Below are 26808 nucleotides of genomic sequence, written 5' to 3'. Positions count from 1 at the left end.
TTCCACATCCGCATCGGTTTGTGCAGCCGTGGTGATGGTGAAGCTCGTCACGCCCGCTGGGACCGTAATCGTGCCATCGCCATTGTTCACCACTCCATCGCTGAACGTCAGGTTCGCCCAGTCGCCCGCTTCGGTGGTGTTGTCTGCTATTGAGAAGCTGAAGGTTTCGGCATTCACGCTTTCACCGCTCAACGTCACGGTGTGCGTCAAGGTATTACCTTCGGCTTGCGTATCTGATGTCACACTTGAGACCGTGATCGTGCTCGCATCCGTAATCGTACCGGTTGCCGCAATACCTCCCACGCTGATGTCGTAGAACTCGTTACCTTCCACATCCGCATCGGTTTGTGCAGCCGTGGTGATGGTGAAGCTCGTCACGCCCGCTGGGACCGTAATCGTGCCATCGCCATTGTTCACCACTCCATCGCTGAACGTCAGGTTCGCCCAGTCGCCCGCTTCGGTGGTGTTGTCTGCTATTGAGAAGCTGAAGGTTTCGGCATTCACGCTTTCACCGCTCAACGTCACGGTGTGCGTCAAGGTATTACCTTCGGCTTGCGTATCTGAACTCACGCTCGTCACTAACACGGGAGCAGGCGAAGGCTCTTCGCCTGGTACAGGCTTTTCCTTTTCAGGTGCAGTGGAGGTTATTTCCGCACCTTCAGCCAAGAGGAACGATCTCGTTGTGAAATCTGTAGTCGATGTCGTGGTTCCAAAACCACTTGTAACATCACCTGTTGAGCCCAAACGCTCAACACCATCCAGCGGGCCCGCCAAGCTGGAGCCGGTTGCACCCGCTTCACCAGCCGCAGTGGCTTCTAGGTCTTCGATATTGCCTTCAAGGATAGCTTGCTGCAGCGCGGCAACGTCGGTGGCGGCTTCGGTTTCAGCGTCCACACTGGCGGTTGCGATAACGTCATTATCTAGCAGCATTTGGGTTTCTCGGCCCAATGTCAGCGTCTCACCATTAGGCAAATCGATTGTCACGCCAGCGCCTGCAGAGGTGACAATCATTTCACCTTCGTACACCTGGTCGCCTTTCATTACAATTCTAACCGCCCCTGTTGCCGGGTTAATGGCTTGTACAACACCTGTTACTGCATTGATTTTTCCAGCTACCATCGACATAAGTATCTCTCCAACTTCGTGAATTAGGTTTAGGGGTTGGCCGGTAAGTGCGACTACCCTCTTTTACTTAGGATTGCATATTAGCCATCCTTCTGAGGCAAAACCATTGTACCTTAGTACAATAGGTTCATAATTTTCCGTATCATGCTCCTATTTAATTGAAATATAGAGATTTTTTGTGTTTAAATAATCGCAACATTTTTGAATTTTTGTGTCGTTACAGAGGAAAAAACATGAGCACCATCAGCCCCGTTTTATCGACTATGGCGTTGAATGCACAATCTGCCGTGACCAACCCGGTTACCACGCCGGAAATGCGCATGGCGCAACAGGCCGCCTCCACGGCGACCGCCTCGGGCAACACGACCGTGACACTTTCCGCGCAGGCGACCCAATTGAGCCAGCAGGATCTTGCGATGAATCAGCGCGTCAACACCGCAGATGCGCTGGAAACGCGTGAAACGGAATCTCAGCAATCCGATTCCGGTCTGACCTATATTGCCAACCTACAAAGCCGCGCCAATTATCAACAGGCCATGAACCCGTTAGAAGGCAGTGAATCGGAAGCCCGTTCAGATACGGACGATAAATAATCACAATAAATTGGACAGACACCAAATTTATTGTTTTGCACGTTCAGCCAATAAATAAAAATGCGTAATTAATTTGTTGATGCATAAATATTTTTAATCCATGCATAAAATTTAATACTTTCTCAATACTCCTTCAATATTTGCCAATTGATTCTGATTCAACCAACCCTTAAACTGAACTCAACTTCAATAAGCCACCCCTAAAGTACTTATTCAAGTTGGACTTAATCCCCTTTAAGTCCGGTTTAGGTTATTAAGATTGTCAATGACTTAAACCTGCTCCTCAGACTTCAAGCACGGTAGGCCAATACCGTGCTTTTTTTTTGCCTAAAAAACACATTACAATCATAGAAGACTGATTCTCAACGGCATTAGGAGAAACCATATGTCATCACACCGCCACTACAAACACGGCCACGGCAGCGATGCGCAGCACCGTCAAGATCAGGCACTATTTAGCGAACTCCTGGAAAAACATCAGCAACTTCAGCGTGAAACCGTCAAACTGCCCAACGGCATCCGTGCCACCACCACAGCCACCACACCCGAATTGGGCAAAGTGCTGCAAGATCATGTGGTGGGCATGGAAAAGCGTTTTGCCAGCGGCCGCGCCATCCGTTCGTGGGATCCGCTGTTTGCCGCGCTGTTTGAATACAAAGACCACGTCAACATGGTCTATAAAAACGTCGAAAACGGCGTGGAAGCGACCCTGACCAGCGACGACCCGAAAATCATCGAACTGATTCATTGTCACGACCTGACGCTGCACGGTTTTGTGGACAGAGGTTTTGAAGCAGGCGGGCAGGAAAGCCCCAAGCCGGATTGGTTGACGGACTGACATCCCCTTGAATTAAACGCGATACACCCCTAATAAGCCGGCTACAACCCTGAACAAAGGAGTAGAAGATGATTATTATGTGCCCGCACTGCGGCGGCCTAAACCGCGTGCCCGATGACAAACTCAACAGCCAGCCCACCTGCGGTAAATGCAAGCAGGAGCTGTTTACCGGCAAACCTGTGGAGATGAGCGGCGAGCAGTTTCTGCGCGCTTTACAGAAAACCGATCAACCGTTGATCGTCGATTTCTGGGCACCGTGGTGCGGCCCTTGCAAAAGCTTCGCCCCCACTTTCAGCCAGGCTGCCGCCCAGTTTGAGCCGCGTGCGCGTTTTATCAAAATCAATACCGAAGCCGAACAGCAGATTGCCGCGCAATTCGGCATCCGTTCGATTCCGACGCTGGCTATTTTCAAAAACGGACAAGAGATCACCCGTGTCTCCGGCGCGATGGATTTAGGCAATTTCAGCCGCTGGCTGCAGCAATACCTATAGACAACGGTTTACCTTCTGTGAAGCCGTTGAAAAGCAAGGCGTTAACTTGCAATTTGTGTATAAGCCATCTAAACTGATATTACTTTGGTAATACCAAAAAGGTTCCGCTATGAAAACAATCACCATCAAAGCCTCTGATGAATTTGCACAAAACCTGTTTGACATGGCAAATAAACTGCACATGTCAAAAAGCGAGGTGATTCGCCAAGCGTTTGAGCGCTTTCGCCAGCAGCAATCTGAAGACGCGTTAAAACAAAAAATGCAGGCCGCTTCCAAAAAAGTGCGGCATCAATCAGAGATTGAGGATTGGGATGACACGCTTACCGACGGTTTGGCGGGTCAGTAATGGCTATGAGCACGCCGCTGCTGCGCGGGGGGATTTATTTGGCCAACCTCAATCCCTCAAAAGGGTCTGAGCCAGGCAAAATCCGCCCCGTTTTGGTGATGCAGAATAATTGGCTGAATGAAATAGCGCACACAACGGTTGTGGTCTTGCCACTCAGCACTGTCTTAATTGACGAGGCGGAACCGCTGCGTTTTCGTTTGACGCCTCGCGGGAAACTGCTCAATCCCTCTGATGTACTCTGCGATCAAATTCGTGCGCTTGATATTCGCCGTATCACGTCAGAATGTTTAACCACACTCAATCATGAAGAACTCAAGGCGGTTGAAAACAACCTTGCCCAAATCATCGGCTTAGCCATTAAAAGCGTAATTTAACTAACACCACACAAGGAAACCAACATGGAATTAGGTTCAGCCGAACACAAACAGAAACTGCTTCACGGCATTTTGCGGGTGGCGCTTAAAACCGCCACGGCGGGGTTTTTATTGGGCATTGTGTTAATACTGCCGAGCCTGCTGCGCGAAAACACCTTTTCCATCGGCCTAGCGTACGCGGGGTATGCGGTGATCGGAGTGTCTTTAATTTGGTCGTTAAGCATCGCCTGGAAAAAATATCAACGCATTATCAAACCGTTCGACGCCACCTTTAAACGCGATCATTAAACGCGCTTAAACACACGCATCACGCTCGGACGAACGCACAGTTCGTCCGCCCACCTCCGGGCTTTGTCCTGCAGGCTGCTGGAGGCTTCACCCTCTGCAGCGCCATAGAAACACTCATTCAATGCGTTTAACAGAGGCGGCAAGGCCACAGACTCACCAAACGTGTCCACAAACCACGCGGCAAACTGCGCCAGTGAAATATCCTCTACCGCCAATGCCTCAGCACCCGGCCTGTTGAGTTTTAAAAACTCTCCAAAAAACATGACCGCAGACCCGGCCTGCTGGGTTTTCCAGTGCCGCATGGCTTGCCAGATGGCTTGCGGGGTCTGCGCTTGTCTAATCTGGCGCTGTAAATGGCGTCTTAGCCACCACTGCCTGCTTAAGCTCACACCCTGCCACACCAGCCATAACAAACCCAGCAGGCCGGCTAATTTCAGCAGCGTTTGCAACCAGCCCGGTATCGCCAAAATAAACTCAGCAGGCCGGGTCTGAACGATCAACTTTCCGCTTTGCGACTCTAACACACGCCACGTCAATTCCGGCAAATGAGCCACGCCGAACGCATTCACACGATAGGGCACGCGCACGGCAACCGTTGAAAGCAATCCTTGCTCGGTCAATGTCTGCGAGGTTTCCATGCTCGCACTCAGCCACTCAATCGCCGGATCATGCGGCAATTCGGCCACCAGACGATAGGCCAGATTTTTCAGGTCAGCCGCCTGAACCCCATTTGCCTGCAACTGCCAACGCCAGTAATGCAACGCACCGTTCACCTGCCACAGCCCGTCGGTTTGCGTGGTTAAATCGACCTTGCCGACCAGCGTCGTAATCGGCACAAAGGCCGGCAGCGGTTTGATTTCGACTCGCTGAGGCGCGTCATAAAACCGCCAGGTGCGCTGCGAGGTATTTTTGACTTCCAGCACCGGCGAATCCACCGCGATGCGCTGCAGCGGCATGCCCTTATTATCCAACGCCGCGTGCCACTGATAGTTGGCCACCCAGGTCTGCTGTTTAAGACGCTCATCGGCCTCACTCGCCACCAAGCGGCTTTGGCCCTCGGCCACTAAATGGGTTTCGAATGCCGGATTATGCAGGGTGACCTTGGCCGACCACACCGCGTTCTGCCCGGAAAGCAAAACCGGCGGCAGCCTCTGCCAGACCACCTCCACCTGCGGATTGGGCGTCACTTCGATAAGGGTTTCGGGAATATGCAGGGCGCCGATATCGACGGCGGCAATCTTCGCGCGGCCTGCCGCCAACGGATACAACTGCAAGCGCACGCGGCTGGATTCGCGCGTCACATCGTAAACCGCAAACTGCTGCTTCAACGCCTGCAGATCAAACTTCTCAAAATCGCGCACCGCCGCATCACCGCGAATCAGCACGCTAATGTTCTGCCCCAGCATGACTTTTTGCGGCGTGATTCTGACGCCCGTGGAGGCGCTCTCCTCAAACGGCGAGGGTGCCGCTTGAAGTTCAACCTTGCCTTCCGGCTCCGGTAAGTCAACCGCCAAAGCGTTTTGCCAGCACAAAGCCAATGCAATAAGAAACGGACAACTAAAACGTTTTACCATGGCTGCACCCCCGGAATCGGATGCGGCGCTTCCTGAGCCGCCTGAAAGCCCTCTTCGCGCTCAAAAAGGCGCTTCAACAGTTCGCCCTGTTCATCCTTCAACTGCTGCAACTGGTATTCAAACTGCAAGGCGCGTTGCTGACGCTGCTGCTGATCGACTATCGCCCGGGCCGTCGCCGCCTTAGCAGCCTGCGCCGCTTGTTGCGCAAGCAGCGGATTCAAATTGTAATCGGTGGCCTCGCCCGTTGGCGGCAATTTAACACCATCTCCATCGGCACCCGGCCCCTGGATATCGCTGTCGGCACCAAAATCATTGATCTGTTCACTCTTGGGTTTCTGTCCGCCGTAAAACGCAAACCCCTCATCCCGACCTTTATCATCACCTTGACGAGGCTCCTTAGCGAAACTATCCGGCTGTTCGTTTTGCAGACGCTGCTCCGCCAACGCCAGATTATTGGCCGCTTTGGCGTAATCGGCGCGATATAGCAGCGCCTGCCGATAGGATTCAATCGCCTGCGGCAGCAAATTGGCCTGATAGTAGCTATTGCCCAGATTGAACAACGCCGCCGCACGCAAGCTATCATCGGGCGCCAGCCAGGCCGCCTCGCGCAGATAACTGACCGCCGATTCCATGTCGCCCGCCCGGTAAGCCGCCGCCCCGGCACCGAACAGACTGCCGAAGTCACGCCCTTGATCATACAGACGGGTGGCCTGTTCAAAATCGTTTTGACTATACGCCGCGAACGCCTGCTGTTGCTGTTGAATAGCCTCATCCGCCATGGCGGGATGACCCAAACCGCCCCACTGCGACCCCCACATCACCGCCAGCACCGCGGGTGCGGCCTTGGCAAACCGCCATTTAAGCGGATAAAACGCCCACCACAACGCCAGCAGCGTCAGCAGCAATAAAGGCGCTGACAAATCCTGCCAATGCGCCGCGTCCTCGTTCAAAACGCGCGGTGCCGCTGCCCGGCTGACAGCCTCCAGCAGCGCTTCACTGAAGGCGGGGTCGTTGGTCGCACCCAGATAAATGCCCTGTGTTTTCTGCGCCCAATTTCTCAGACTGTTCTCTTCCAGCCGGCTTTGCACCAGTAGGCCATTGGCATGCAGGTGTCCGCTTTTGTGCGATGCGTCCGGCAAGGGCGATGGCGCCGGCAGGCCCACGCCGACCCAGACGACATTCACACCCGTGGTTTGCGCACGCAAATCCTCGCTGAGCGTTTTGAAATTTTCCGGCAGCGCCGGCGCCTGCCAGAAGGGCGGCGCGCCATTAGTCAGCACCACCATCACTTTGGCCTGATCGGCGGTCTGCTGCAAATGCTCAATCCCCTGCACGGTCGCCAACTCCAGCCAGCTTCCCTGGGTGGGCAACTGATCGGGTTGCATTAATTCCAAGGCATGTGCAAAAAGCAGCCGGTCAAAACTCAGCGGGCTATAAAGGTGCGCCTGGCCGGCAAATCCCATCAGCGCCAGGCGGTCATTGGGCTGCAACTGCTTTGCCAGCGTTTCCGCTACGGCCCTGGCCTGCTGAAAACGGTTCGGGTAAACATCCTCGGCCGTCATGGAATGCGATAGATCCATCAACAGCAGTACATCGACCCCGGCGCGGCCGCTTTGTTCCTCTGCTGGTTGCAGCACACGCGGCCCCGCCAATGCCAGCGTCATCAGCATCCACGCCAGCGTCAGTACCCAAAACGGACTGTGCAAGCCTTGCAGCCAGCGCCATGATCCGCCAGCAGCCGTCCATTGCTGAGGCTTGACCTCCACCCATTCCCATAGATGGGCGTCGGCATAGGCCTGTTTCTGGCGTTTCAGCCATAGGGTTCGCAGCCCCCAGAACAGCAGCGGCATCCAAAGCGCCCACAACACCAGCGGTTCGCGCCATTGCAGGCGGCTGCCCGCGCTCAACAATGTCCACAAGGTGCTGTCCATCGCCGTTTCCATTACGCCACCTCCATCACGCCACTTCTTTGGCAAGCGCGCGCGCCGTTTTCGCCAATAACAGCGGGCTCAGCAGCGCGTACAAGGCCAGCATCCCCCAGCTCCACAACAAGGGCTGCCAATACAGTGCGATGATTTTCGGCGCACTGGGCGGACGCACCATCGGCACACCGGCACTGCGGTCAATCGCCGCAAGCACGTTTTGCAGATCATCCCCTCCGCCGATCTGGTAATACCGGCCATTAGTGGCCGCCGCCAAATGACGCAGCGATTCGGATTCCAGCGGCTGATAAAGCAGGCCGGAATAGAGGCGTTGATCGGCTTCACGACTGCTCGCACCGACGCCAACCGTATAGATCGGCACATTCATCATCTGTGCGTAATTGATCGCCTCATCCAATGCCACACGGCTCGGCTGCGCCAGACCGTCACTGATCAACACCACGACCCGTTTGAGGGTGTTGTCATCCCCATGCTGCATGCCGGCTTCGGTCTGTTTTAACGCCAGACCCAACGCTTCGCCCATTGCCTCGTCGGTGCGTCCGGCCAGATAGGGTTTGAGGCGTTTCAGATAAAGCCTGGCGGCATGCAGATCACTGCTCAAGGGCATCAGGGTATAGGCGTTCTGCGCGTAGACAATCAAACCGAAACGGTTGCCGTTCAATCCGCCCATAAAACTGTCCAGCACGCGTTTGACGGCATTCATGCGGCTTTCGGGCTGATCGTTGACGCGATAGTCTTCCAGCAGAAAAGAGGCCGAACTTTCAATCACAAACACCACGTCACGCACGGTTTTCTGTTGCGGTTGCGGCGGTTCGGGCTGCAACCGCTCCGGCTGCGCCAAGGCCAGCGCCAAACCGGCAATGATGAAGCCGCGCAAGAGTTCCAACAACCCTTTGCGCCATCCCAAACGCAGCGGCTTGGGTGCCAACCTGACAGCACCGCTTTGCAAATGGATCAACGGATGCCAAAAACGGGTCTGCTGGCGTGCCTGCAGCTCACGCAGGTCGTCCTGCCCCAAACGGATCAGCCCGAAATGGGTTACCAGCCACCAAAGCGGCCACAGCGCCAACAGCCAGAGCCACATGGGCGCAGCAAAGCGGTCAATCACCCAACCTGATTGGGCCAGAAAATTCACGATCAGCGTTTCCACCGCTGACCTCCTAACAGACGCTTCCACCCGGCCTGTTGAGTTTTTTGCAGCAGTGTTTGCGCCTGCTTCACTAATTGCAGATAAGTTTCACGTGAAACGTTTTCAGAAGAAAACGCGGCCTGATTCAGCGCCTTCCAGAAATGCTCGGCCGAGTGTGACCAGGCCTCTTCCCCGACAGACGGCCATTGCTTGCGCCAGCGTTGCGCCCAGGCATAAAACTGCCAAACCTGCACCTTTGTGACCGTTTCTCCGACCATAGCCACCGCATAAAACCGCTTTAGGCGCCAGGCCGCCGCCCACGGGCGGTAGTAGCGCCGTACCAACCAGAACAACAACACGCTTGCCACCACCCATACCAGCACGGTCGCGCCGAACTGCAACCATCCGCTCCAGTCGATGCCGGGCGGCAATGGCGCTTCAATGTCGGCAAATGCGGCAGGTTGCAAGGCGTTCATACGCTCAACTCCAACTGTTCAACCAGACTTTGCAGAGGGGCATCGGCTAACAGCCGGTTGACCTTGACACCTGCCTGCCGCAATCGCGTCAGTCGCGCCTGCAAATGGTTTTCCGCCCAAGCGGCATAGTCCTGCAGCGTTTGTGCCTGCACCTCAAACAACTCGCCGCTGGCCATCGACTGCAACTGCACCCCTTCCATCACCGGCAAAACACGCTCCGCCGGATCTTCGATACAAATTGCTTTAACACGCGCAAACTGCTGCAAAGCCGTGAGCGTGGCCAAACAGGATTCATCCAGATCATGAAAATCGCTGATAATAATCAGCCGTGAACCCGGCTGCAAACGCTGGCTAAGATCGTTCAAAACGGCATGCAAGGCGGGTTCCGGGGTAGATTGCTGAGCGGTGGAAATGGGCGGGCAGGGCTGAGAGAAGGCGTGCATCATTTGAGTGTAACTGCCGCGCCCGATAAAGGTCGGTGTAAACACCAGCTCTTCGGCCAAACGCGCGCCTTCGACCGGCAGATTCAACGCGGCTTTTTCCGCCAACCACAGGAAGTAGCCGGCCACGCGCAACGCCTGCTCAGCCTTGAGACGCACGCGGGTGCCAAAACGCATACTCATGCGCTGATCCAGCAGAATAAACCAGTCCTCCTGGCGCTCCTCCTGAAACAGCTTGGTATAGGCCTGACCGGTGCGCGCCATCAGACGCCAGTTGATGCGGCGGATTTCGTCGCCCAACTGATACGGGCGGCTCTCTTCGTATTCCAGACCGTTACCCATAAAACGGCTGGTCTGTTCGCCCTGACGCTGGGCTGAACTCAGCTTGGGATTACGCGGCATGTCCCCCGCCAAGGCGGTCAACTCACTCGCCAAAGACTGAATCTGCTGGGCGGACAACAACGGCCGGCGGGAACGCGAAAGCGGCGCACGCAGCGCGGCAGACAGCGCCGATTTTGCCTGCCACTTGGCTTGCAAACGCTGCAACACACGCTGGAGAAAGGCAGCCCGCACCTTTATCACCGTTACTAGGCGCACTTACTCAGCGGCATCCGGCACCGGCACGGGCACCAATTCGATGATTCGGTTAATCAGCGAATCGGCGCTCCACTGCTGCGCGCGGCCGCTGAAACTGACAATCAGACGGTGGCGCAACACGTCCGGCAACAGCGTAATCACATCGTCCGGCGTCACGTAATCGCGCCCTTGCAGCCAGGCATAGGCACTGGCGGCATGTAAGAGCGCAATCGACGCACGAGGAGATGCGCCCACTTCGAGCACGCCGTCGAGATTGGCATCCAACTCGCCCAGCTTGCGCGTGGCGGTCACCAAGGCGACCATATAACGCTCCACCGGTTCGGACACAAATTGTTCGGCCACCGCACGGCGCGCCAGCAACACATTCTGCGGTGTCAGGAACGCGCCAGGCTGTTCTTCATCCACGCCGAAATGATGGGCGCGGTCGCGGCGCAGAATCTCCAGCTCCTCGTCTTCACCCGGATAGTCTAGGGTGACATGCAGCATAAAGCGGTCAAGCTGCGCTTCCGGCAGCGGATAGGTACCGCTCTGCTCCAACGGGTTTTGCGTGGCCATGACCAGAAACAGCTCCGGCAAAGCACGGGTCTGACCGCCAGCGGTCACCTGCTTCTCGGCCATCGCTTCCAACAATGCGGACTGTACTTTCGGCGGCGCACGGTTGATTTCGTCGGCCAACACAATTTCGTTGAAAATCGGGCCTTTGACAAAACTCAACTGGCCGGAATTCACATCGAGAATCTCCGATCCCATCACATCGCCCGGCATCAGATCGGGCGTAAACTGGATACGCTGAAAACTGGCATGCACGCCTTTGGCCAAGGTTTTAACCGCCGTGGTCTTCGCCAGACCTGGTGGCCCTTCCAGCAGAATATGCCCACCGGTCAACAGGCCGATCATGAGCTTGTCGAGCAACGCCTCCTGGCCGACAATCACCTTCTGCAAATGCTGCTTTAATGCCTGAAATTCCGCTTGCATGCTCTCTCCTTCAGCGCGACCGCGACTGTTATCCACATCACTTTTGTCAGACGCCCTATCTTAAACCGTTCGCTGACCTCAGCAAAGCCGATGATTATAAGCGACAGTCAATTTAATATTCAACCAGTTGATTGAATACCTGCAAAATCATCTTCCCAAACCGGCCTGTCGATTATTCAAACTCCAGACGCTCAAAGACCCACAAAGCATTTTTAGGCGCTAACGCATCAAATTCAATTAAATAGTTAAAACGGCTCTGATCGATTTTACCCGCCGCAATCATGTCGCCGCCTTCGTCCAAAACGCGGCTGACTTCGTCGCGTAGAAACACCAAGTAATCATAAGTATCTTTTTGCGCGCGCGCCAAATCACCGGCGTGACCATGCCCGGGCACCACCCATTTTGGCTTCAGCCTGGCCATTGCCTCAAACGTGGCAATCCAACCTTTAACGTCTTTAGTGTATTGCAGGCCCAAGATACGTTCGTTATAGACCATGTCGCCGACAAATGCGGTTTGCGTAGAAGGCATCCACACAAACGCGTTCCCCAAAGTATGCGCTGGGCCTGCATGGTGCAATTCGAAACTTTCGCCATCTAACGTTAGCGTTTTGTTGGTTTCAAAGGTTTCATCAGCGTAAACGCACTGCGTGCCTTGGAGTTTGTCCTCACCAATCAACCGCGCCATGCCCTCCAGTTTGGATTGGCAGTGCGCTTTCTGATCCTCCACCGCTTTGGCTGAGGCGTAGATTTTTGCCCCCTGCTCTTTAAAATAGCCATTGCCAAACCAACGGTGATCCTGGCCACCGGTATTCACCACCCATTTCACCGGCTTGTCGGTCACACTTTGAATTGCCTTGTGAATCGCTTGTGCGCCCAAATAAGAACCGCCGGAATCAATCAACAACACGCCGTTTTTCAGCACGACTACACCGTGGGTGGAATTATTCCCCAGATTCTGCGGATTGCGCTGCGCCATCTCTCCCACTAACGCATACACATTTCCTTCCAACTTTTGAACCTCTAAAGTAGCGCTTTTTTCAGCCTGCGCCGAAACGCTCAATAGCATGAATACGCCCGCAACGAGGACGCTTCTTAATGGATTGAACATAGTCTTCCTTTTTTTATTTGAATGTTTATTCACTGCAATACTACAGGTAAAGTTAAAAATTTCATAAAGCGCCCTTAAAGCAGACTATTCTAAAGACTCATCCCTGAGTAAGATATGATTCAAATCATACAAAAACCCAAAATTTTCTTATGCTAGATCAATTACCAAACACACTGTTACAGCAACGCAAAACTGTTCAACTTGAAGCTAATCAACCGTTGTTTATCCAAGGCACCAAACCGAAGTTTCTCTATTTTTTGGAAGAAGGCGAGGTGCAACTGACACGCTGCGGGCAACAAGGTGAAACCTGCACCTTGCAGCGCATTCAGCAAGGCTTTTTGGCCGAGGCCAGCCTGTTTGCCGAGCACTATCATTGTGACGCCCATTGCAGCAAAAAAAGCCGATTAAGCGCTTTTCCAATAAAAGCCTTTCGCCAACAATTAGGCCAAGACGGGTTTTATGAAGTATGGATTCAACTCTTATCCAAAGAGATTAAACGCCTACGCAATCAAGGCCAACGGCTGGCCTTAAACAGCGCCAGCGACAGGATTATTCATTGCCTTCAAACCGAAGGCGAAAACGGTGTCTTAAGGCTACAAGGCAGTATAAAAGAGTGGGCGGCAGAACTCGGTTTAAGCCATGAAACCCTCTATCGAACTTTGCACAGATTGCAAAAACAAAAACAGCTAGAAATTGTGAAACAAAAAACCGCAACGCAACTTAAACTTACTATGCATTGCCCAACTTAAAGGAAAGCCCATGGCCAGCGGACTGTTTGTGATTTTAGACGACATTGCCACCCTGTTTGACGATGTCGCCACCATGTCGAAACTGGCGGCCAAAAAGACCGCCGGCGTGCTCGGCGACGACTTGGCCGTAGGGGCGCAGCGCGCCTCCGATTTTCATGCCAGCCGCGAGTTGCCGGTGATTTGGGCAATAACCAAAGGCTCGCTGCTCAACAAGCTGATTATTCTGCCGCTGGCGTTTCTGCTGAGCGCCTTCTGGCCGGAGGCGATTGTGCCGATTCTGCTCATCGGCGGCGCTTACCTGAGTTACGAGGGTGCCGAAAAAATTTATGAGTTTTTATTTCACCGTACTGAAAAATCCGCCCCGGCCTGTCCGGAAATTGCCGATAACACCGACCTGCTTGCCATTGAAACGAAGAACTCGGCGATTAGCGGAGAAACGAAGAACTCGGCGCTAAGCCGAGAAAAACAGAAAATCCGCTCGGCCATTTTGACCGACTTTATTCTTTCGGTGGAAATTATCATTATCGCGCTCGGCGCGGTCAGCGACCAGACTATACCGGTGCAGATCGCCGCCGTGACCTTTGTGGCGCTGCTGGCGGTAGTAGGGGTTTATGGATTGGTGGCGCTGATGGTGCGCATGGACGATGCCGGCTTCCGACTGGTCGAGCGTTCGCAGCAACATACCGGCCTGTTCAAAACAACGCTCAGACTCACCGGCCAAAGCCTGATTGCCGCCCTGCCCAAACTGATCCGCCTGCTGGCCGTGGTCGGCACCCTTGCCATGCTGCTGGTGGGCGGCGGCATTGCCGTGCATAATCTGGAAGCCGTGCATCACGCCTTTGACAGCTGGCCGAGCCTGCTCGCCGATCTAACCGTAGGCTTGATGATCGGTACCGCGGTACTGTTGATAGTCAAACTGAGCGCGGGCTTACGGCGCCGGTTTTAAACACCTAGCCCTGCTGCGCCTGCCATTCGGGATAGCCTTCCAGCAGGCGTTTGGCATCAAAACCCTGCGCCAGCAGCGCTTCGACCGCTTCCTGCGACCACATGCAGTAAGGTCCGCGGCAATAGACAATCAGCGGCTGGGCGGGGTTGAGTTCTGACAGACTTTGCGGCAACTGCTCAATCGGCACGTTAATGGCATTGGGCAGGTGTCCGGCGGCGAATTCGTCCTCCGGACGCACATCCAGCAGGGTAAACGCCTGCTGACCGCGCGCCATTTTTTTCAGCGCCTGCAACGAGATCGGCTCCAGCGGCGTTTGCGGCTTGAGATGTTCTTGCAACAAGGCCTGCATCACTTCCAACTGAGTTTCCGCGACTTCTCGCAGACTCACAATCAGACGGTAAACCGAAGCATCGCTCAAGGCATAAATAATGCGCTGCCCCTCGCGGCGGTTTTTCACCAGGCCGGCCTGTTTGAGGGTTTGCAGATGTTTGGAGACATTGGCGATACTCAATCCCAGTTTGCGATGCAGCGTATCCACATCACACTCGCCCTGCGTAAGCACATCCAGAATCATCAAACGGTTGGCCTGCCCCAGCGCCTTGCTGACCTGGGCAAGCTGTTCAAAAAGGTGTTGTTTAAGGGTGATTGCAGTCATATTCGGTTCTTTGAACAATGGCATAGAGGTATTTTAACGCCATTCTAGCTTACTTTTTGCCACCACCAAGGCAAAATGCCGACGCAAACCGAACCCGGTTTGACTAATCTTTTTGCGCCGGATTGAGATTAAACGCCACAATCTTTTTCAACCCTTGCGGCGGCGGCAACACCGTACCGGCCACCTGCTTGACGAATTCGGCGCGCCCGAGCTTCAAGGTGGGGTTGTAACGCTTTTCAAAGCCGAGAGTGGACATGGGTTTGCCGCTGATGCCCGCACCGCATACGCTGCCGGCCTGCGCACCGGGCAGAATCTCGAGGGTATCGGGCAACGGCAGAATGCGGCCGTGAATCGAATCGTAAAGTTTATCGGCCATCTCCTCTTCGCGGCCGTGCAGATCGGGGCGGCCGACACTGCCCACAAACAGCGTATGCCCGGTCACCACAAACCACGGCTCGTCAGCGCGCGAACGGTCGGTCACCAGCAGGCTAATACTGTCGTCGGTATGGCCGGGCGTGTAAAGCACCTGTACCTCGACATTACCGGCTTTGACGATCTGCTCGTCTTCCAGCGGCATAAAAGCGCACTGCGCCGGTGAATCCTTGTGTAACGCATACTGCCCGCCGCTGCGCTGTGCCAGCTCAAACCCGCCGGTGTAATGGTCGGCATGCACGTGGGTGTCGATGACATAGGCGATTTGAATGCCCTTTTGCGCGGCCATTTCCAAATAAAGATCAACCTCATCCCGATGCACATCCACCGCAATGCCCAGCCCCTGGCCAACGCAGCCCAGCAGGTAAGACAGAGAACCGGGTTCGGATGCAGGCGTGTGTTGAAATAAAAACATGAAGCACCTCCTCGTGTGACGCACATGACCCAAAATTTAATTCAACCGTTTAGTTGAATGATGATAATATACGCTCACAAATTTCAATATTCAACCAATTGATTGAATGTTATTTCAACTCGACAACGGCAATAAGAGGAGTGGGTTGTGTTCACTGAAAACGCCATTGACAAGGCTATCAGCCACGGCATCCGCGCCAATCTGGCGCAGATTGTCCAGCAGTTGATTCAGGTGTTTCTGGTGGGTTTGACCATCGGCATGACGCGCACCGTAGTGCCGGGACTGGCGGAAAGCGAATTCGGCCTGACGGCGCAGGCGTTTATGAGCCTGGCGCTGTTTGTGGTGGTGTTCGGTCTGGTCAAGGCAGTGATGAATCTGCTCGCCGGGCACCTGAGCGACCGTTTCGGCCGCCGTCGCCTGTTGGTGGGGGGCTGGTTGCTGGCCATCCCGGTGCCGCTTTTGATTTTTTATGCGCAGTCCTGGGCGTGGATTCTGTGGGCCATGCTGTTTTTGGGGCTGAATCAGGGACTGTGCTGGTCGATGGCGCTCAACAGCAAACTCGATCTGGCACGCGCCGACCAAAAAGGACTGGTCAACGGCTTCAACGAATTTTCCGGCTATGCCGCCGTAGGCCTGGCCGGCTGGATCACCGCTTATCTGGCGGAAGTTTATGGCGCGCGCGAAGCCCTGCTCGGCTTTGGTTTAGTCGTGATTGGCTCAGGGCTTGTGTTGGCGGTTTGGAAGGTGATCGACACCCATCCCTGGTCGCAGCTGCATCAGCAGCACCACCGTCTTGCCCAGGAAACCAAAGGCGAAAACGTCAACCACGCAGCCATGCGCCTGAGCGCGATGATGCACTACGCCACTTTCAAACAGCCGCAACTGATGGCGCTCAATCAAGCCGGCCTGGTGGAAAAGTTCGTCGATGCGCTGGTGTGGATTTTTATGCCGGTGTTTCTGATGAGCCAGGCGCAGTCGCTGCTGCAGGCTAGCGCCATTATTGCGGTATATGGCGTGGTGTGGGGTGCATCGCAACTCATCACCGGCCCCTTGTCGGATAAATACGGGCGGCGCGGCCTGATCGCAGGCGGTTTCTGGCTATGCGGTTTGGCCAGCTTGGGGTTTGTATGGGTGGAAACGGTTGGGGCCTGGACGCTATTGGCGGCTCTGATGGGACTCGGCATGGCGATGCTCTATCCCACGCTGGGTGCGGCGGTGGCCGATGTGGCCGAACCCAAATGGCGCGCCAGCATTTTAGGCATCTACCGTTTTTGGCGCGACTTTGGTTACGCCGCCGGCGCGTTATTGATGGGCCTTTTGGCATTTTACAGCGAATCGCTCATCTGGCCGTTTTATCTGGTGGGCGGGATGATGCTGCTCTCCGGCCTGTGGGTGTGGCTCGCCTTGAAGCCCCAAAAACGCAAAATACACAATAACTTATCGATTTGAGAACAAACACCCTTCACCGTAAAAAATCGCATTTATTCGCCCAACACTCTCTGCTACTATCAGGAGCATAATTCAACTCTCTTGCGAGAATAACAACGAGGAAACTACCATGAAAAAACTGCTGTCGCTGTTCGCCCTGGCTTTCACGCTAAGCGCAACTGCACTCAACGCTCTGGCCGAAGAGGTCAAACAGAGCTACAACAACCTGACCGTCAACGCCAATCTGGTGATGGCCGAAGGCAAAGGCTTTGGCGATGATTTTGTACTGTTAACACATGGCACCACCACCCACAACGGCCGCGAAACCTATAGCAGCATCCAGAAATTGCTGGCCGAACAGGGCATCAGCTCGCTGGCGCCCAACCTGAGCCTCAATGTCAATGACCGTCACGGTGAAGTGGACTGCGCTCTGCCGCAAACCCACCATCACGAAGACGCCATCAAAGAAATCGGCTTCTGGCTGAACTGGCTGAAATCCAAGGGCGCAGAGCAGGTCACGCTGATGGGCCACTCGCGCGGCGGTAACCAAACGGCCTGGTTCAGCGTCGAACATGACGAACCGGCCATCAAAAAAGTCGTGCTGATCGCCCCGCAAACCTGGAGCATGGAAGCCGAGCAAAAAGACTACGCCAAGAAATACGACGTGGCACTGCAGCCCTTGCTGGACAAGGCTGAAAAACTGGTCAAAGCCGGCAAAGGCGATACCATGCTGAACAACGTCAACTTTATCTACTGTAAAGACACTTCGGCCTCTGCCAGCGCGTTTGTCAGCTACTACCAGAACGAACCGCGCATGGACACGCCGACCCTGCTGAAAAAAGCCGTGAAACCGACGCTGGTGATTATGGGTTCAGCCGATACCGTAGTTGCCGACCTGCCGGCGAAGATGGAAAACGTGCAGAACGATCTGGTCAAAACCCATACAGTTGAAGATGCCGATCACTTTTTCCTCGATCTGTTCGGTGAAGAGTTAGTGGAAAACGCCGCGGCGTTTATTCAGGAATAATCACCCTCTCCATACCGCTAAGAAATGAAAAGCCCGCAAATTGCGGGCTTTTTTATGCATCATGCTATCCGTTAAAATCCGCCCATAAAAACTCAACAGGCCGGGTAGCGATTACTTTTTAGGCAAATGACGCAGCACGTCGTTAAAGATTTTGCGCGCATTGCCTTCATGGGTCTGCGCATACACCGGACGCCACTCAAACTGCGACTGGTCGATCTCTGTGGCCGCTTCAACGCCCTTGCCCTCGGCAATCAGCTTGAGCGCTTCGTCGCGCATATAGACCAGATAATCGTAGGTATCCTCTTTGACCTTCGCCATGCTCGAAGGGCCGCCGTGCCCCGGAATCACCGTCACCTCGTCGCCCGCCCAGGCGTGCATCTTCTCAAACGCCGCCATCCAGTCGTGCGTGTTGGTGTAGGGGAAGACCGCAATCATGCGGTCGGCATAGCCCAAATCGCCGGTAAACAGCAGTTTTTTGCTCGGAATATAGGCCACCGTCGAACCGCGGGTGTGTGCTTCACCAAAATAACGCAACTCCACCTTCTCGCCGCCGCCGACATCAATCGTGGCCTGCTCCTTAAAGGTGGTGTAGTTGGACGCCATATTGCGCGTCATACCGTACAACGCCGCATCGCCGCGTTCAAAGCCGCGCTCCACTAAACGCGCATACGTTTTGTTGAAATCCTCAGTCGCATAGGCTTGCGAATAAATATTGCGCACGCCCACATCCCACCAGTAGCTCGCCCCCAGATTGGCGTGACCCTGATTGTTCTCGATCGCCACCCACTTCACCGGCTTGCTGGTCACTTTCTTGATCATCTGGTGCGCGCTGTACGCCACCACCGGATTGGGGCCGGCGTTGAACACAAACACCCCGTCCGGAAAAATCACGAAACTGATGTTGTTGTTCAGGCCAAAGTTCTCTTTGGTGGCCCACATCATCGCGCCGGTAATGGTATAAACGCCGTCGGCCACCTTCTGCAGCGGCGGCAACGGCAGAACCGAACCGATATAACCGTTGGCGCGCTCGACCTTCTGCACTTCGTCGGCATACTGCGCCACCGAAGCCTGACCCGACTCCTGCGCATAGGCTTTCATGCCGTCCACATAAGGGTCGGAATAGCCCTGTCCAAGCGCCTCACCAGTCATGATCAATCCGGCTAGTGCCGTCATTACAAAACGCAATTTCATTATCGACCTCCAAAATCAACAAGACAAAATCAATAAGAGTTAAGCCATTCTACGCATGGTGCACGACTTTACAATCAATTGGCGCGGCTTGCACGATTTTTGCCATTTTCGGCCCCAAAAGCGCGCTGCCGATAGACAAAACCCTTACCGACAGGTAATTTAAGGAAGCTCATAAAAACAATACGGATACCTCATGGAAAACCTGAACCACTTTCTGACCTCGGCCAGTAGCCTGGCCTGGGGGCCTGCCATGTTAGTGCTATTGCTCGGCACCGGCCTCTACCTGACCGTGCGCCTGCGCTTCCTGCCGCTGCGCAATCTCGGCTACGCCTTTTCGCTGCTGTGGAAAGAGCGCCACTCGCGCAAAGAGGGCGACATCAGCCCCTTCAGCGCGCTGATGACCGCCATGGCGGCCACCGTCGGCACCGGCAATATCGCCGGCGTCGCCGCGGCGATTTTTATCGGCGGACCGGGCGCGATCTTCTGGATGTGGATGACCGCATTGGTCGGCATGGCCACCAAGTACAGCGAAGCGCTGCTGGCGGTCAATTACCGCGAGGTCGATGCCGACGGCCGTCACGTCGGCGGCCCCATGTACTACATCAAAAACGGCATGGGCGAAAAATGGCGGCCGCTGGCGGTCGCGTTTGCGCTTTTCGGCACCATCGCCGCCTTCGGCATCGGCAATATGGTGCAGGCCAATGCGGTGGCCGGCGCCATGCAAAGCGCCTTCGAGATCAACAACCAACTCAGCGGGCTGGTGATGATGGGACTGGTCGGGCTGGTACTGTTCGGCGGCATCCGCCGCATCGCGCATACCGCCACGGCGTTGGTGCCGCTGATGGCGCTGCTTTATATCGGTTTTTCGCTGTTCATCCTCGCCACCCACGCCGACAAACTGCCCGACGCCTTCGCCACGATTATCGACAGCGCCTTTAACGGCCATGCGGCGGCGGGCGGCTTTGCCGGGGCGGCGCTGATACTGGCCATCCAGTTCGGCGTAGCACGCGGCATTTTCTCCAACGAGGCGGGGTTGGGTACGGCACCCATCGCCCATGCCGCCGCCAAAACCGACGACCCGGTGCGCCAAGGCCATATCGCCATGCTCGGCACCTTTATCGACACCATCATCATCTGTACCATGACCGCGCTGGTGATTATGGTCACCGGCGTGTGGACCAGCGGCGCAACCGGCTCGGCGCTGACGGCCGCCGCCTTCAGCCAGGGGCTCGGCAACGGTCTGGGCGCGATTGTGGTGGCGCTGGCGTTGGCGATCTTCGCCTTTACCACGCTGATCGGCTGGAGTTATTACGGCGAACGCTGCGCCGAATATCTGGCGGGTACGCGCGTCATCGGCGGTTACCGCATCCTGTGGGTGCTGGCGGTGTTTGCCGGCGCGGCACTTTCAGATTACTTCAACACCGTACTGATTCTCGCCGACCTGTTGAATGCCCTGATGGCCATACCCAACCTGATTGCGCTACTGGTTCTTTCGCCAGTGATTATCCGTTTGAGCCGGGGGCATTGATGCCACAAGAATCGACACTCAACATCACTGCCGCTGCAGAATTCTTGACCGAGCGCCGAGTCGAAAAACAGACGGGCACACGCCTGCCGGAAGCCCTGCGCCCGCAGGACGCTGAACAGGCGTGGCAAATTCAACAGGCCCAGACCGGCCTGCTCATTTCCAAGGGCGACAGCATCGCTGCCTGGAAATGCTCTTTACCTCAAAATGACAAGCTGATTGTCGCGCCGATTTTCGCCAGCACGGTGTTTCAACAATCGCCCTGCGCGCTGTTCTTACAGGCCGGAAACTGTCCGATCGAGCCTGAAATCGCCTTTACCCTCCAGCATGACCTGCCGCCGCGTACCGACGACTATAGCGAGGCCGACATCCTCGCCGCCGTCGGCGAAACCCGTCTGGCGCTGGAGCTTTTGCAAAACCGTTGCGCCGATGCGGACGCTCCGTTGCAATCCAATCCGGAGGTAAGTTTTTTTGAACATCTCGCCGACAACCTCTTCAACCAAGGCTTGTTTTTAGGCCCGCAGATTCCGCTGAATCAAGCACTAAAGGCGGCGGAAATCGACTTTACCCTCACCCAGCAGACAGCGCGGCTCGAACGCACCGGCAAACACCCCAACGGCCTGCCGCAACAGCCGCTTTTCTGGCTTGCCAATTTTTTAAGCCAACAAGGCATCGGCCTCAAGGCCGGACAGCATGTCATTACCGGCTCCTATGCCGGCTTTTTTGATGTTCTGCCGAATATCCCGTTTCAATTACAGTTCGGCGAACTGGGCGTGCTTGAAGCCGAATTACATCCGCTCTAATAGGTTCCGATGGTAAATTCTTTGGTCTGAAAAACAAACAGGCCGGTAAAAACCGGCCTTTTCTTCAGCGCTAAAGTTCAAAACTCCAGCAACTTACAGCTCCACGTCGTGATAGACGTTCTGCACATCGTCCAAGTCTTCCAGCAACGCCAGAAACTTCTCGAACATCTCCAGGTCTTCACCTTCCAGCTGCTTGGCCATCTGCGGCAGGAACTGGATTTCATCCACTTCCAGTTCCACATTCGGGAAAGCGCTGTTCAAGGCGGTTTTGGCCTTGGCGTATTCGGTGTGCGGCGCGAACACGGTGATCTTGCCGTCTTCGTTTTCGATGTCGGTGACGTCGACATCCGCTTCCATCAGCGCTTCCAGCACCGCTTCTTCATCGTCGAACGTGAACGAGAAGATCGCGCTGTGGTCAAACATGTGCATGACGCTGCCTTGCGTACCGATTTTGCATTTCACCTTGGTAAACGCATGACGCACGTCGCCGAAAGTACGGTTAGGGTTGTCAGTCAGGCAGTCCACGATGACCATCGAATTACCCGGGCCGTAACCTTCATAACGCGCCACCGCAAAGTCTTCACCGCCCGCACCGGACGCTTTGGTGATGGCTTTTTCGATAACGTGTGCCGGTACTTGGTCTTTTTTGGCGCGCTCAATCAAGCCGCGTAACGTCAGATTCGCTGCCGGATCCGTGCCGCCCTGTTTAGCACACACATAGATACTACGGCCGTATTTACCGTAAATCTTGGTCTTCATGTCGGCGGTTTTCGCCATCGATTCCTTACGGTTCTGAAACGCTCTTCCCATCGGGGTAATTCCTTAACAAATCCAAACAAAGCGTTAATTTTACACGAACTAACCGCTGCTGCGCACGCGAAAATCGTCGCGCAAAAACTCAACAGGCCGGGTGTCGTTCGTCGCCACTCAGTCGTCAATTATGAAAAAATTAAGCAAAACGCCTCCCATCCGGCTAAAGCGCTTTGCAAAGCCAGGCCACATGCATACAATCGGTTTATCACTCATTACAAATGACACTTATACCATGACCATGCTGTTACGCCACTTTCTCACTGCTATCGCATTCGGCCCGCTACTGACGTTTGTCACCACGGCGCACGCCGCCGAAGAGAGCGCCGCCAAAGCCAAAACGGCACTGCCGATTATCGCCTTTGAAACCCAAACGGTGTCCCAACCCCAGCAGATTCGCGCGCTCGGCACCCTGCAAGCCAGCCAGTCGATTCAGATTGCCGCCAATGTCACCGACAAAATTCAGGCGATCCATTTCACCGACGGCCAATGGGTCAACAAAAGTCAACTGCTGCTGGAACTTAACAGCGCCGAGGAACTGGCGCGCTTGGAACAGGCCAAAGCCCAGACCGAAGAGGCCTGGCTGCAATACCAGCGCGTCAAGAACGTCGTCGGCCGCGGCTCGGTGACGCAGGCGCAGGTGGACGAGAAATACCGCGAATGGCAGACCGCGACCGCGCAGCGCAAAGTGTATGAAGCGCAGGTGGCCGACCGCCGCCTCTACGCCCCGTTTGACGGCGAACTCGGCCTGAGTCAGGTCGCCGTCGGCGCGCTGGTTACGGCCGGCGAGCAGATTGTCAGCCTGGACGACACCCGCAGCATGAAACTCGACCTGCTGGTGCCGGTCAAATACCTCGCCAATCTCTCCCGCGGACAAAACGTCAACCTCACCACCAGCGCCTACCCCAACCGCGTTTTCCAAGGACAAATCCAGGCGATTTCACCGCGCATCGAACAGAACGTGCGCATGGTGCAGGTGCGCGCGCTGGTCGCCAATCCCGACCATCTGCTCAAAACCAATATGCTGGTGGAAGCCACACTGCAACTGCCGCCGCAAGTCCAGTTGCAGATTCCCAACAGCGCGCTTTTGATGATCGGCGACCGCGAATTCGTCTACCGTCTGCAAGCCAAGAATGACGGCAAGGACGATAGCTATATCACCGAGAAAGTGGAAGTCAAAAGCGGCCAGATCGGCAGCGCCATGACCGAAATCACCCAAGGGCTGAACGCCGGCGATCTGGTCGTCAGCCAGGGCGTGATGCGTCTCAAACCCAAAATGGCCGTGCGCATCAAAGCAATGGAAAACGGCCACAATCAGGAAGAGTTGCTGAAACCGGTGAAAAAGCCGGCCGAAAAAACTCAACAGGCCGGGTCTAATAACAGCAATAGCAAGCAGGAGCCGTAAGCCATGTGGTTATCCGATACCTCGGTCAAACGGCCGGTGCTGGCCACCGTCGCCTCGCTGCTGCTGCTCGCTTTCGGCCTGATGGCGTTCGACCGCATGAGCCTGCGCGAATACCCCAATGTGGACGCGCCCATCGTCACCATCGACACCGAATACCTCGGCGCCTCGGCTGCCGTGGTGGAGTCGCGCATCACCAAACTCATCGAAAACCGCATCTCCGGCATCTCCGGCATCCGCTTTATCGAATCCAGTTCGAGCGACGGCAAATCGCAGATCAAGGTGGAATTTTCCATCGAACGCGATATTGACGCCGCCGCCAACGACATCCGCGACCGCGTCTCCCGCGTCAGCGACAACCTGCCCGAACAAGCCTCGCCGCCCGAAGTCGAGAAGGTGGACGGCGACGACAGCCCGATCATGTGGTTCAACCTCAACAGCGACCAGATGACGGTCACCGAACTCACCGACTACGCCGAACGCTATCTGGTAGACCGTTTCGCCACACTCGACGGCGTGGCGCGGGTGCGCGTCGGCGGCGGCCAGTCGTATGCATTGCGCATCTGGCTCGACCCCAAGCAGATGGCGCTCTACGGCATCAATGCGCAGGATGTGGAAGCACGCCTGCGTCAGGCCAATATCGAACTGCCGGTAGGCAGTCTGCAAGGCCAGCAGATTCTCTATACGCTGCAAGCCGATCGTCCGCTATCGACGGTTGAAGACTTTCAGAATCTGATCATCAAACAGGATCGTCAGATCGGTCAGGCCAAACTCAAAGACATCGCCAGAGTCGAACTGGGTGCGATCGAACGCCGCCGCCTGTTCCGGGGCAACGGCCAACCGATGGTGGGCATCGGCATTGTCAAACAATCCAACGCCAACACGCTCACCGTGGCCGAACTGGCGCGCGAACGCATGCAGCAGGTTAATGCCACCCTGCCCGAAGGCCTTAAACTGGCACCGAGTTACGACTCCTCGGTGTTTGTGCAGCAGGCCGTCAACGAGGTGTACAACACCCTGTTCATCGCGCTCGGTCTGGTGGCGCTGGTCATGCTCGTTTTCCTTAAAAACTGGCGCGCCGCGATGGTGCCGATGGTTACCCTGCCGGTATCGCTGATTGCCACCTTTGGCGTGCTTTGGGCTATGGACTTTTCCATTAACCTGCTCACCCTGTTGGCACTGGTGCTCGCCATCGGTCTGGTGGTGGACGACGCCATCGTGGTGTTGGAAAACACCCAGCGTCATCTGGATATGGGCTACAAGCCCATTGCCGCCGCCTTTTTGGGCACGCGCCAGGTCGGTTTTGCGGTGGTGGCCACCACCCTGGTGTTGGTGGCGGTGTTTCTGCCTATCGGCTTTCTGGAAGGGCAGTTGGGGCGGCTTTTCTCGGAGTTTGCGGTCACACTGGCCGTGGCGGTGCTGTTCTCCAGTTGGGTGGCGCTGACGCTGTCGCCTGCGTTGGCCTCCAAACTGCTGCAAAACCGACCCACGCAATCGGCCGGAGGCAATGCCGCGCATGCCGCCACCCTTAAACCCCGCAAGCACCGTTTCAAGAAAATCTTGATTATGAACCTGCGCCATCCGTGGCTGGCGTTATTGGCGCTGCTCGCGGTAATCGGTGCCAGCGCCTATTACGCACCGCAAATCCCGCAGGAATATGTGCCCAAAGAAGACCGGGGGGTGTTCTTTGTATCCATCAAAGGGCCGGAAGGCGCCACGTTTGAATATATGCAAAGCTACATCAACGAGATTGAAAACCGCCTGATGCCGCTGGTGGAAACCGGCGAGGCCAAACGCCTACTGGTGCGCAGCCCGCGTTCGTTCGGCAACAGCGAAATCTTTAACAGCGGTTTTATCATCGTAGTGCTCGAAGACTGGTCAAAACGCCGCAACGCCTATGTCATTATGGAGGAGGTGCGCAAAAAACTCGCCGACCTCACCGGCGTTAAAGCCACCCCGATTATGCGCTCGCCCATCGGCGGGCGCATCCAGAAACCGGTGCAGTTTGTCATCGGCGGGCCAAGTTACGAGAAGCTTGCCGAATGGAAAACCCTGATGGATCAGGCCATCAGCGAATCCAACCCCGGTCTGACCGGCATCGACTGGGATTACGAACCCAACAAGCCGCAACTGCGCCTGCAGGTGGATTACGAAAAAGCCGAAGCGCTCGGCCTGACGCATCAGGACGTGGTGGAAACCCTGCAGATTCTGCTGGGGAGTATCCGCGCCACCACCTTTATGCATCAAGGCGAGGAGTACGACATCTACCTCAAGGCCGAACATGAATGGTTCCAGTCGCCGCAGGATCTGGAGCAGATTTACCTGCGCTCCGAACTCACCGGCGAGATGGTGCCGCTATCGGCCATCACCACACTCTCCACCTCCGGCGTCGCCTCCAGTCTCAACCGCTACAACCGCGTGCGCTCCATTACGCTCGAAGCCAACCTCAAAGACGGGCTGGCGCTGGGCGAGGCGCTCGACTACCTCAATGCCCTGACCCGCAAAACCCTGCCGCCGGAAGCCAATGTGGACTACAAAGGCCAATCGCGTGATTTCCAGACCGCCTCCAGCTCCTTCTATTTCGTGTTTTTATTTGGTGTGGTCGTCATCTTTCTGGTGCTGGCCGCGCAGTTCGAGAGCTTTATCCATCCATTGGTCATTCTGCTGACCGTACCGCTGGCACTGGCAGGCGGCCTGTTCGCGCTGCTGGGTTACGGCATGAGCCTCAATATTTACAGCCAGATTGCGCTGGTACTGCTGCTCGGACTGGCCACCAAAAACGGCATTCTGATTGTGGAATTCACCAACCAGCTGCGCGACCGCGGCCTGCCGCTGTACCGCGCACTGGTCAGCGCTACGCAACTGCGCCTGCGACCGATTCTGATGACCGCTATCACCACCATCGTCGGCATGATTCCGCTGATTTTCTCCAGCGGCGCCGGCTCCGAAACCCGCTATGTGCTCGGCATCGTGCTTTTCTGGGGCGTGGCCTTCTCGACCCTGCTGAGCCTCTTCATCATCCCCGCCGCCTACGCGCTCATCGCCAAACGCAGCGGCTCGCCGCTGGCCAGCACCCATCAACTGGAAAGAGCGTTGCAGGACAAAAATCAGGCGTTGTAAAAACTCAA

Annotated in this window: 26 protein-coding genes; 14 read left to right on the top strand and 12 right to left on the bottom strand. The window is 55.6% G+C overall.

Annotation, left to right across the window (positions count from 1 at the left end; genetic code table 11):
* On the bottom strand, window positions 1-1125 hold a 1125-nt coding region (locus HZ297_RS10165), incomplete at its 3' end, for a retention module-containing protein (RefSeq protein ID WP_178863424.1).
* Window positions 1126-1358: 233 nt separating this feature from the next.
* Between HZ297_RS10165 and HZ297_RS10160 the strand changes: the two genes are divergently transcribed.
* From HZ297_RS10160 to HZ297_RS10135, 6 genes are all read left to right on the top strand, one after another.
* On the top strand, window positions 1359-1718 hold the full coding sequence (locus HZ297_RS10160) for a hypothetical protein (protein ID WP_178863423.1): 360 nt from the start codon (window positions 1359-1361) through the stop codon (window positions 1716-1718).
* Between the two features lie 385 nt (window positions 1719-2103).
* Entirely contained in the window at window positions 2104-2556 is a 453-nt protein-coding gene (locus HZ297_RS10155; protein WP_178863422.1) for a hypothetical protein, read from the top strand.
* Between the two features lie 68 nt (window positions 2557-2624).
* Window positions 2625-3047 (top strand): thioredoxin TrxC, encoded by a 423-nt coding sequence (trxC, locus tag HZ297_RS10150; RefSeq protein ID WP_178863421.1) that lies wholly within the window; start codon window positions 2625-2627, stop codon window positions 3045-3047.
* A 109-nt stretch (window positions 3048-3156) separates the two neighbouring features.
* Window positions 3157-3393, top strand: coding sequence for a ribbon-helix-helix protein, CopG family (locus tag HZ297_RS10145; protein WP_178863420.1), 237 nt, complete (start codon window positions 3157-3159; stop codon window positions 3391-3393).
* On the top strand, window positions 3393-3767 hold the full coding sequence (locus HZ297_RS10140; protein ID WP_246261890.1) for a type II toxin-antitoxin system PemK/MazF family toxin: 375 nt from the start codon (window positions 3393-3395) through the stop codon (window positions 3765-3767). Before HZ297_RS10145 ends, HZ297_RS10140 begins: the two co-directional genes overlap by 1 nt.
* 24 nt (window positions 3768-3791) lie before the next feature.
* Window positions 3792-4055, top strand: coding sequence for a hypothetical protein (locus HZ297_RS10135; RefSeq protein WP_178863418.1), 264 nt, complete (start codon window positions 3792-3794; stop codon window positions 4053-4055).
* Here the strand turns inward: HZ297_RS10135 and HZ297_RS10130 are convergent.
* The 7 genes from HZ297_RS10130 to HZ297_RS10100 all read right to left on the bottom strand — a co-directional run bounded on the left by HZ297_RS10130 (window position 4052) and on the right by HZ297_RS10100 (window position 12297).
* Window positions 4052-5629 (bottom strand): hypothetical protein, encoded by a 1578-nt coding sequence (locus HZ297_RS10130; RefSeq protein WP_178863416.1) that lies wholly within the window; start codon window positions 5627-5629, stop codon window positions 4052-4054. The two genes, HZ297_RS10135 and HZ297_RS10130, sit on opposite strands and share 4 nt — an antisense overlap.
* Window positions 5623-7572, bottom strand: a complete 1950-nt coding sequence (locus tag HZ297_RS10125; protein ID WP_178863415.1) for a vWA domain-containing protein — start codon at window positions 7570-7572, stop codon at window positions 5623-5625. The genes HZ297_RS10130 and HZ297_RS10125 overlap by 7 nt, the downstream gene beginning before the upstream one ends.
* Before the next feature lie 13 nt (window positions 7573-7585).
* On the bottom strand, window positions 7586-8722 hold the full coding sequence (locus HZ297_RS10120) for a VWA domain-containing protein (RefSeq protein WP_178863413.1): 1137 nt from the start codon (window positions 8720-8722) through the stop codon (window positions 7586-7588).
* Window positions 8710-9177: a hypothetical protein gene (locus HZ297_RS10115; protein WP_178863411.1), complete on the bottom strand. Its 468-nt coding sequence runs from the start codon at window positions 9175-9177 to the stop codon at window positions 8710-8712. Before HZ297_RS10115 ends, HZ297_RS10120 begins: the two co-directional genes overlap by 13 nt.
* Window positions 9174-10190, bottom strand: coding sequence for a DUF58 domain-containing protein (locus HZ297_RS10110; protein ID WP_178863409.1), 1017 nt, complete (start codon window positions 10188-10190; stop codon window positions 9174-9176). Before HZ297_RS10110 ends, HZ297_RS10115 begins: the two co-directional genes overlap by 4 nt.
* A gap of 24 nt (window positions 10191-10214) precedes the next feature.
* Window positions 10215-11189, bottom strand: a complete 975-nt coding sequence (locus HZ297_RS10105) for an AAA family ATPase (protein WP_178863407.1) — start codon at window positions 11187-11189, stop codon at window positions 10215-10217.
* Between the two features lie 172 nt (window positions 11190-11361).
* Window positions 11362-12297 carry an MBL fold metallo-hydrolase gene (locus tag HZ297_RS10100; RefSeq protein ID WP_178863405.1) on the bottom strand — a complete coding sequence of 312 codons (936 nt, stop codon included), beginning with the start codon at window positions 12295-12297 and terminating at the stop codon, window positions 11362-11364.
* 149 nt (window positions 12298-12446) lie between these two features.
* Here HZ297_RS10100 and HZ297_RS10095 point away from each other — a divergent pair, with 149 nt between their 5' ends.
* Together HZ297_RS10095 and HZ297_RS10090 are read left to right on the top strand one after the other, a co-directional pair.
* A complete protein-coding gene (locus HZ297_RS10095) occupies window positions 12447-13046 on the top strand; it encodes a Crp/Fnr family transcriptional regulator (protein ID WP_178863403.1) in 600 nt (199 codons plus the stop codon).
* Between the two features lie 10 nt (window positions 13047-13056).
* A complete protein-coding gene (locus HZ297_RS10090) occupies window positions 13057-13992 on the top strand; it encodes a DUF808 domain-containing protein (protein ID WP_178863401.1) in 936 nt (311 codons plus the stop codon).
* A gap of 4 nt (window positions 13993-13996) precedes the next feature.
* Here HZ297_RS10090 and HZ297_RS10085 read toward each other — a convergent pair whose 3' ends face one another.
* The gene (locus HZ297_RS10085) at window positions 13997-14647 is read right to left on the bottom strand and encodes an ArsR/SmtB family transcription factor (RefSeq protein ID WP_178863399.1); all 651 of its coding nucleotides are present in this window, start codon (window positions 14645-14647) and stop codon (window positions 13997-13999) included.
* A 103-nt stretch (window positions 14648-14750) separates the two neighbouring features.
* Complete coding sequence (locus HZ297_RS10080; protein WP_178863397.1) at window positions 14751-15494, bottom strand: MBL fold metallo-hydrolase; 744 nt, start codon at window positions 15492-15494, stop codon at window positions 14751-14753.
* 147 nt (window positions 15495-15641) lie between these two features.
* On the opposite strand from HZ297_RS10080, the gene HZ297_RS10075 reads away from it, so the two are divergent.
* Entirely contained in the window at window positions 15642-16943 is a 1302-nt protein-coding gene (locus tag HZ297_RS10075) for an MFS transporter (RefSeq protein WP_343034813.1), read from the top strand.
* Window positions 16944-17052: 109 nt separating this feature from the next.
* On the top strand, window positions 17053-17949 hold the full coding sequence (locus tag HZ297_RS10070) for an alpha/beta hydrolase (RefSeq protein ID WP_178863395.1): 897 nt from the start codon (window positions 17053-17055) through the stop codon (window positions 17947-17949).
* A 111-nt stretch (window positions 17950-18060) separates the two neighbouring features.
* Here HZ297_RS10070 and HZ297_RS10065 read toward each other — a convergent pair whose 3' ends face one another.
* The gene (locus HZ297_RS10065; RefSeq protein ID WP_178863393.1) at window positions 18061-19140 is read right to left on the bottom strand and encodes an MBL fold metallo-hydrolase; all 1080 of its coding nucleotides are present in this window, start codon (window positions 19138-19140) and stop codon (window positions 18061-18063) included.
* A 193-nt stretch (window positions 19141-19333) separates the two neighbouring features.
* On the opposite strand from HZ297_RS10065, the gene HZ297_RS10060 reads away from it, so the two are divergent.
* Both HZ297_RS10060 and HZ297_RS10055 read left to right on the top strand, forming a co-directional pair.
* A complete protein-coding gene (locus tag HZ297_RS10060; RefSeq protein ID WP_178863391.1) occupies window positions 19334-20668 on the top strand; it encodes an alanine/glycine:cation symporter family protein in 1335 nt (444 codons plus the stop codon).
* Window positions 20668-21468: a hydratase gene (locus tag HZ297_RS10055; RefSeq protein ID WP_178863389.1), complete on the top strand. Its 801-nt coding sequence runs from the start codon at window positions 20668-20670 to the stop codon at window positions 21466-21468. The genes HZ297_RS10060 and HZ297_RS10055 overlap by 1 nt, the downstream gene beginning before the upstream one ends.
* Window positions 21469-21561: 93 nt before the next feature.
* Here the strand turns inward: HZ297_RS10055 and HZ297_RS10050 are convergent, their stop codons facing one another.
* Window positions 21562-22278: a YebC/PmpR family DNA-binding transcriptional regulator gene (locus tag HZ297_RS10050; RefSeq protein ID WP_178863387.1), complete on the bottom strand. Its 717-nt coding sequence runs from the start codon at window positions 22276-22278 to the stop codon at window positions 21562-21564.
* A gap of 235 nt (window positions 22279-22513) precedes the next feature.
* Here HZ297_RS10050 and HZ297_RS10045 point away from each other — a divergent pair, with 235 nt between their 5' ends.
* On the top strand, window positions 22514-23683 hold the full coding sequence (locus HZ297_RS10045; protein ID WP_246261888.1) for an efflux RND transporter periplasmic adaptor subunit: 1170 nt from the start codon (window positions 22514-22516) through the stop codon (window positions 23681-23683).
* A 3-nt stretch (window positions 23684-23686) separates the two neighbouring features.
* Window positions 23687-26800, top strand: a complete 3114-nt coding sequence (locus HZ297_RS10040) for an efflux RND transporter permease subunit (RefSeq protein WP_178863385.1) — start codon at window positions 23687-23689, stop codon at window positions 26798-26800.
* Window positions 26801-26808: the final 8 nt, after the last annotated feature.

The sequence above is a fragment of the Thiomicrorhabdus cannonii genome (assembly GCF_013391695.1).
Classification (GTDB): domain Bacteria; phylum Pseudomonadota; class Gammaproteobacteria; order Thiomicrospirales; family Thiomicrospiraceae; genus Thiomicrorhabdus; species Thiomicrorhabdus cannonii.
Note: the sequence above shows the minus strand (reverse complement) of the source record. Positions and strands in the feature narration are given on the sequence as shown.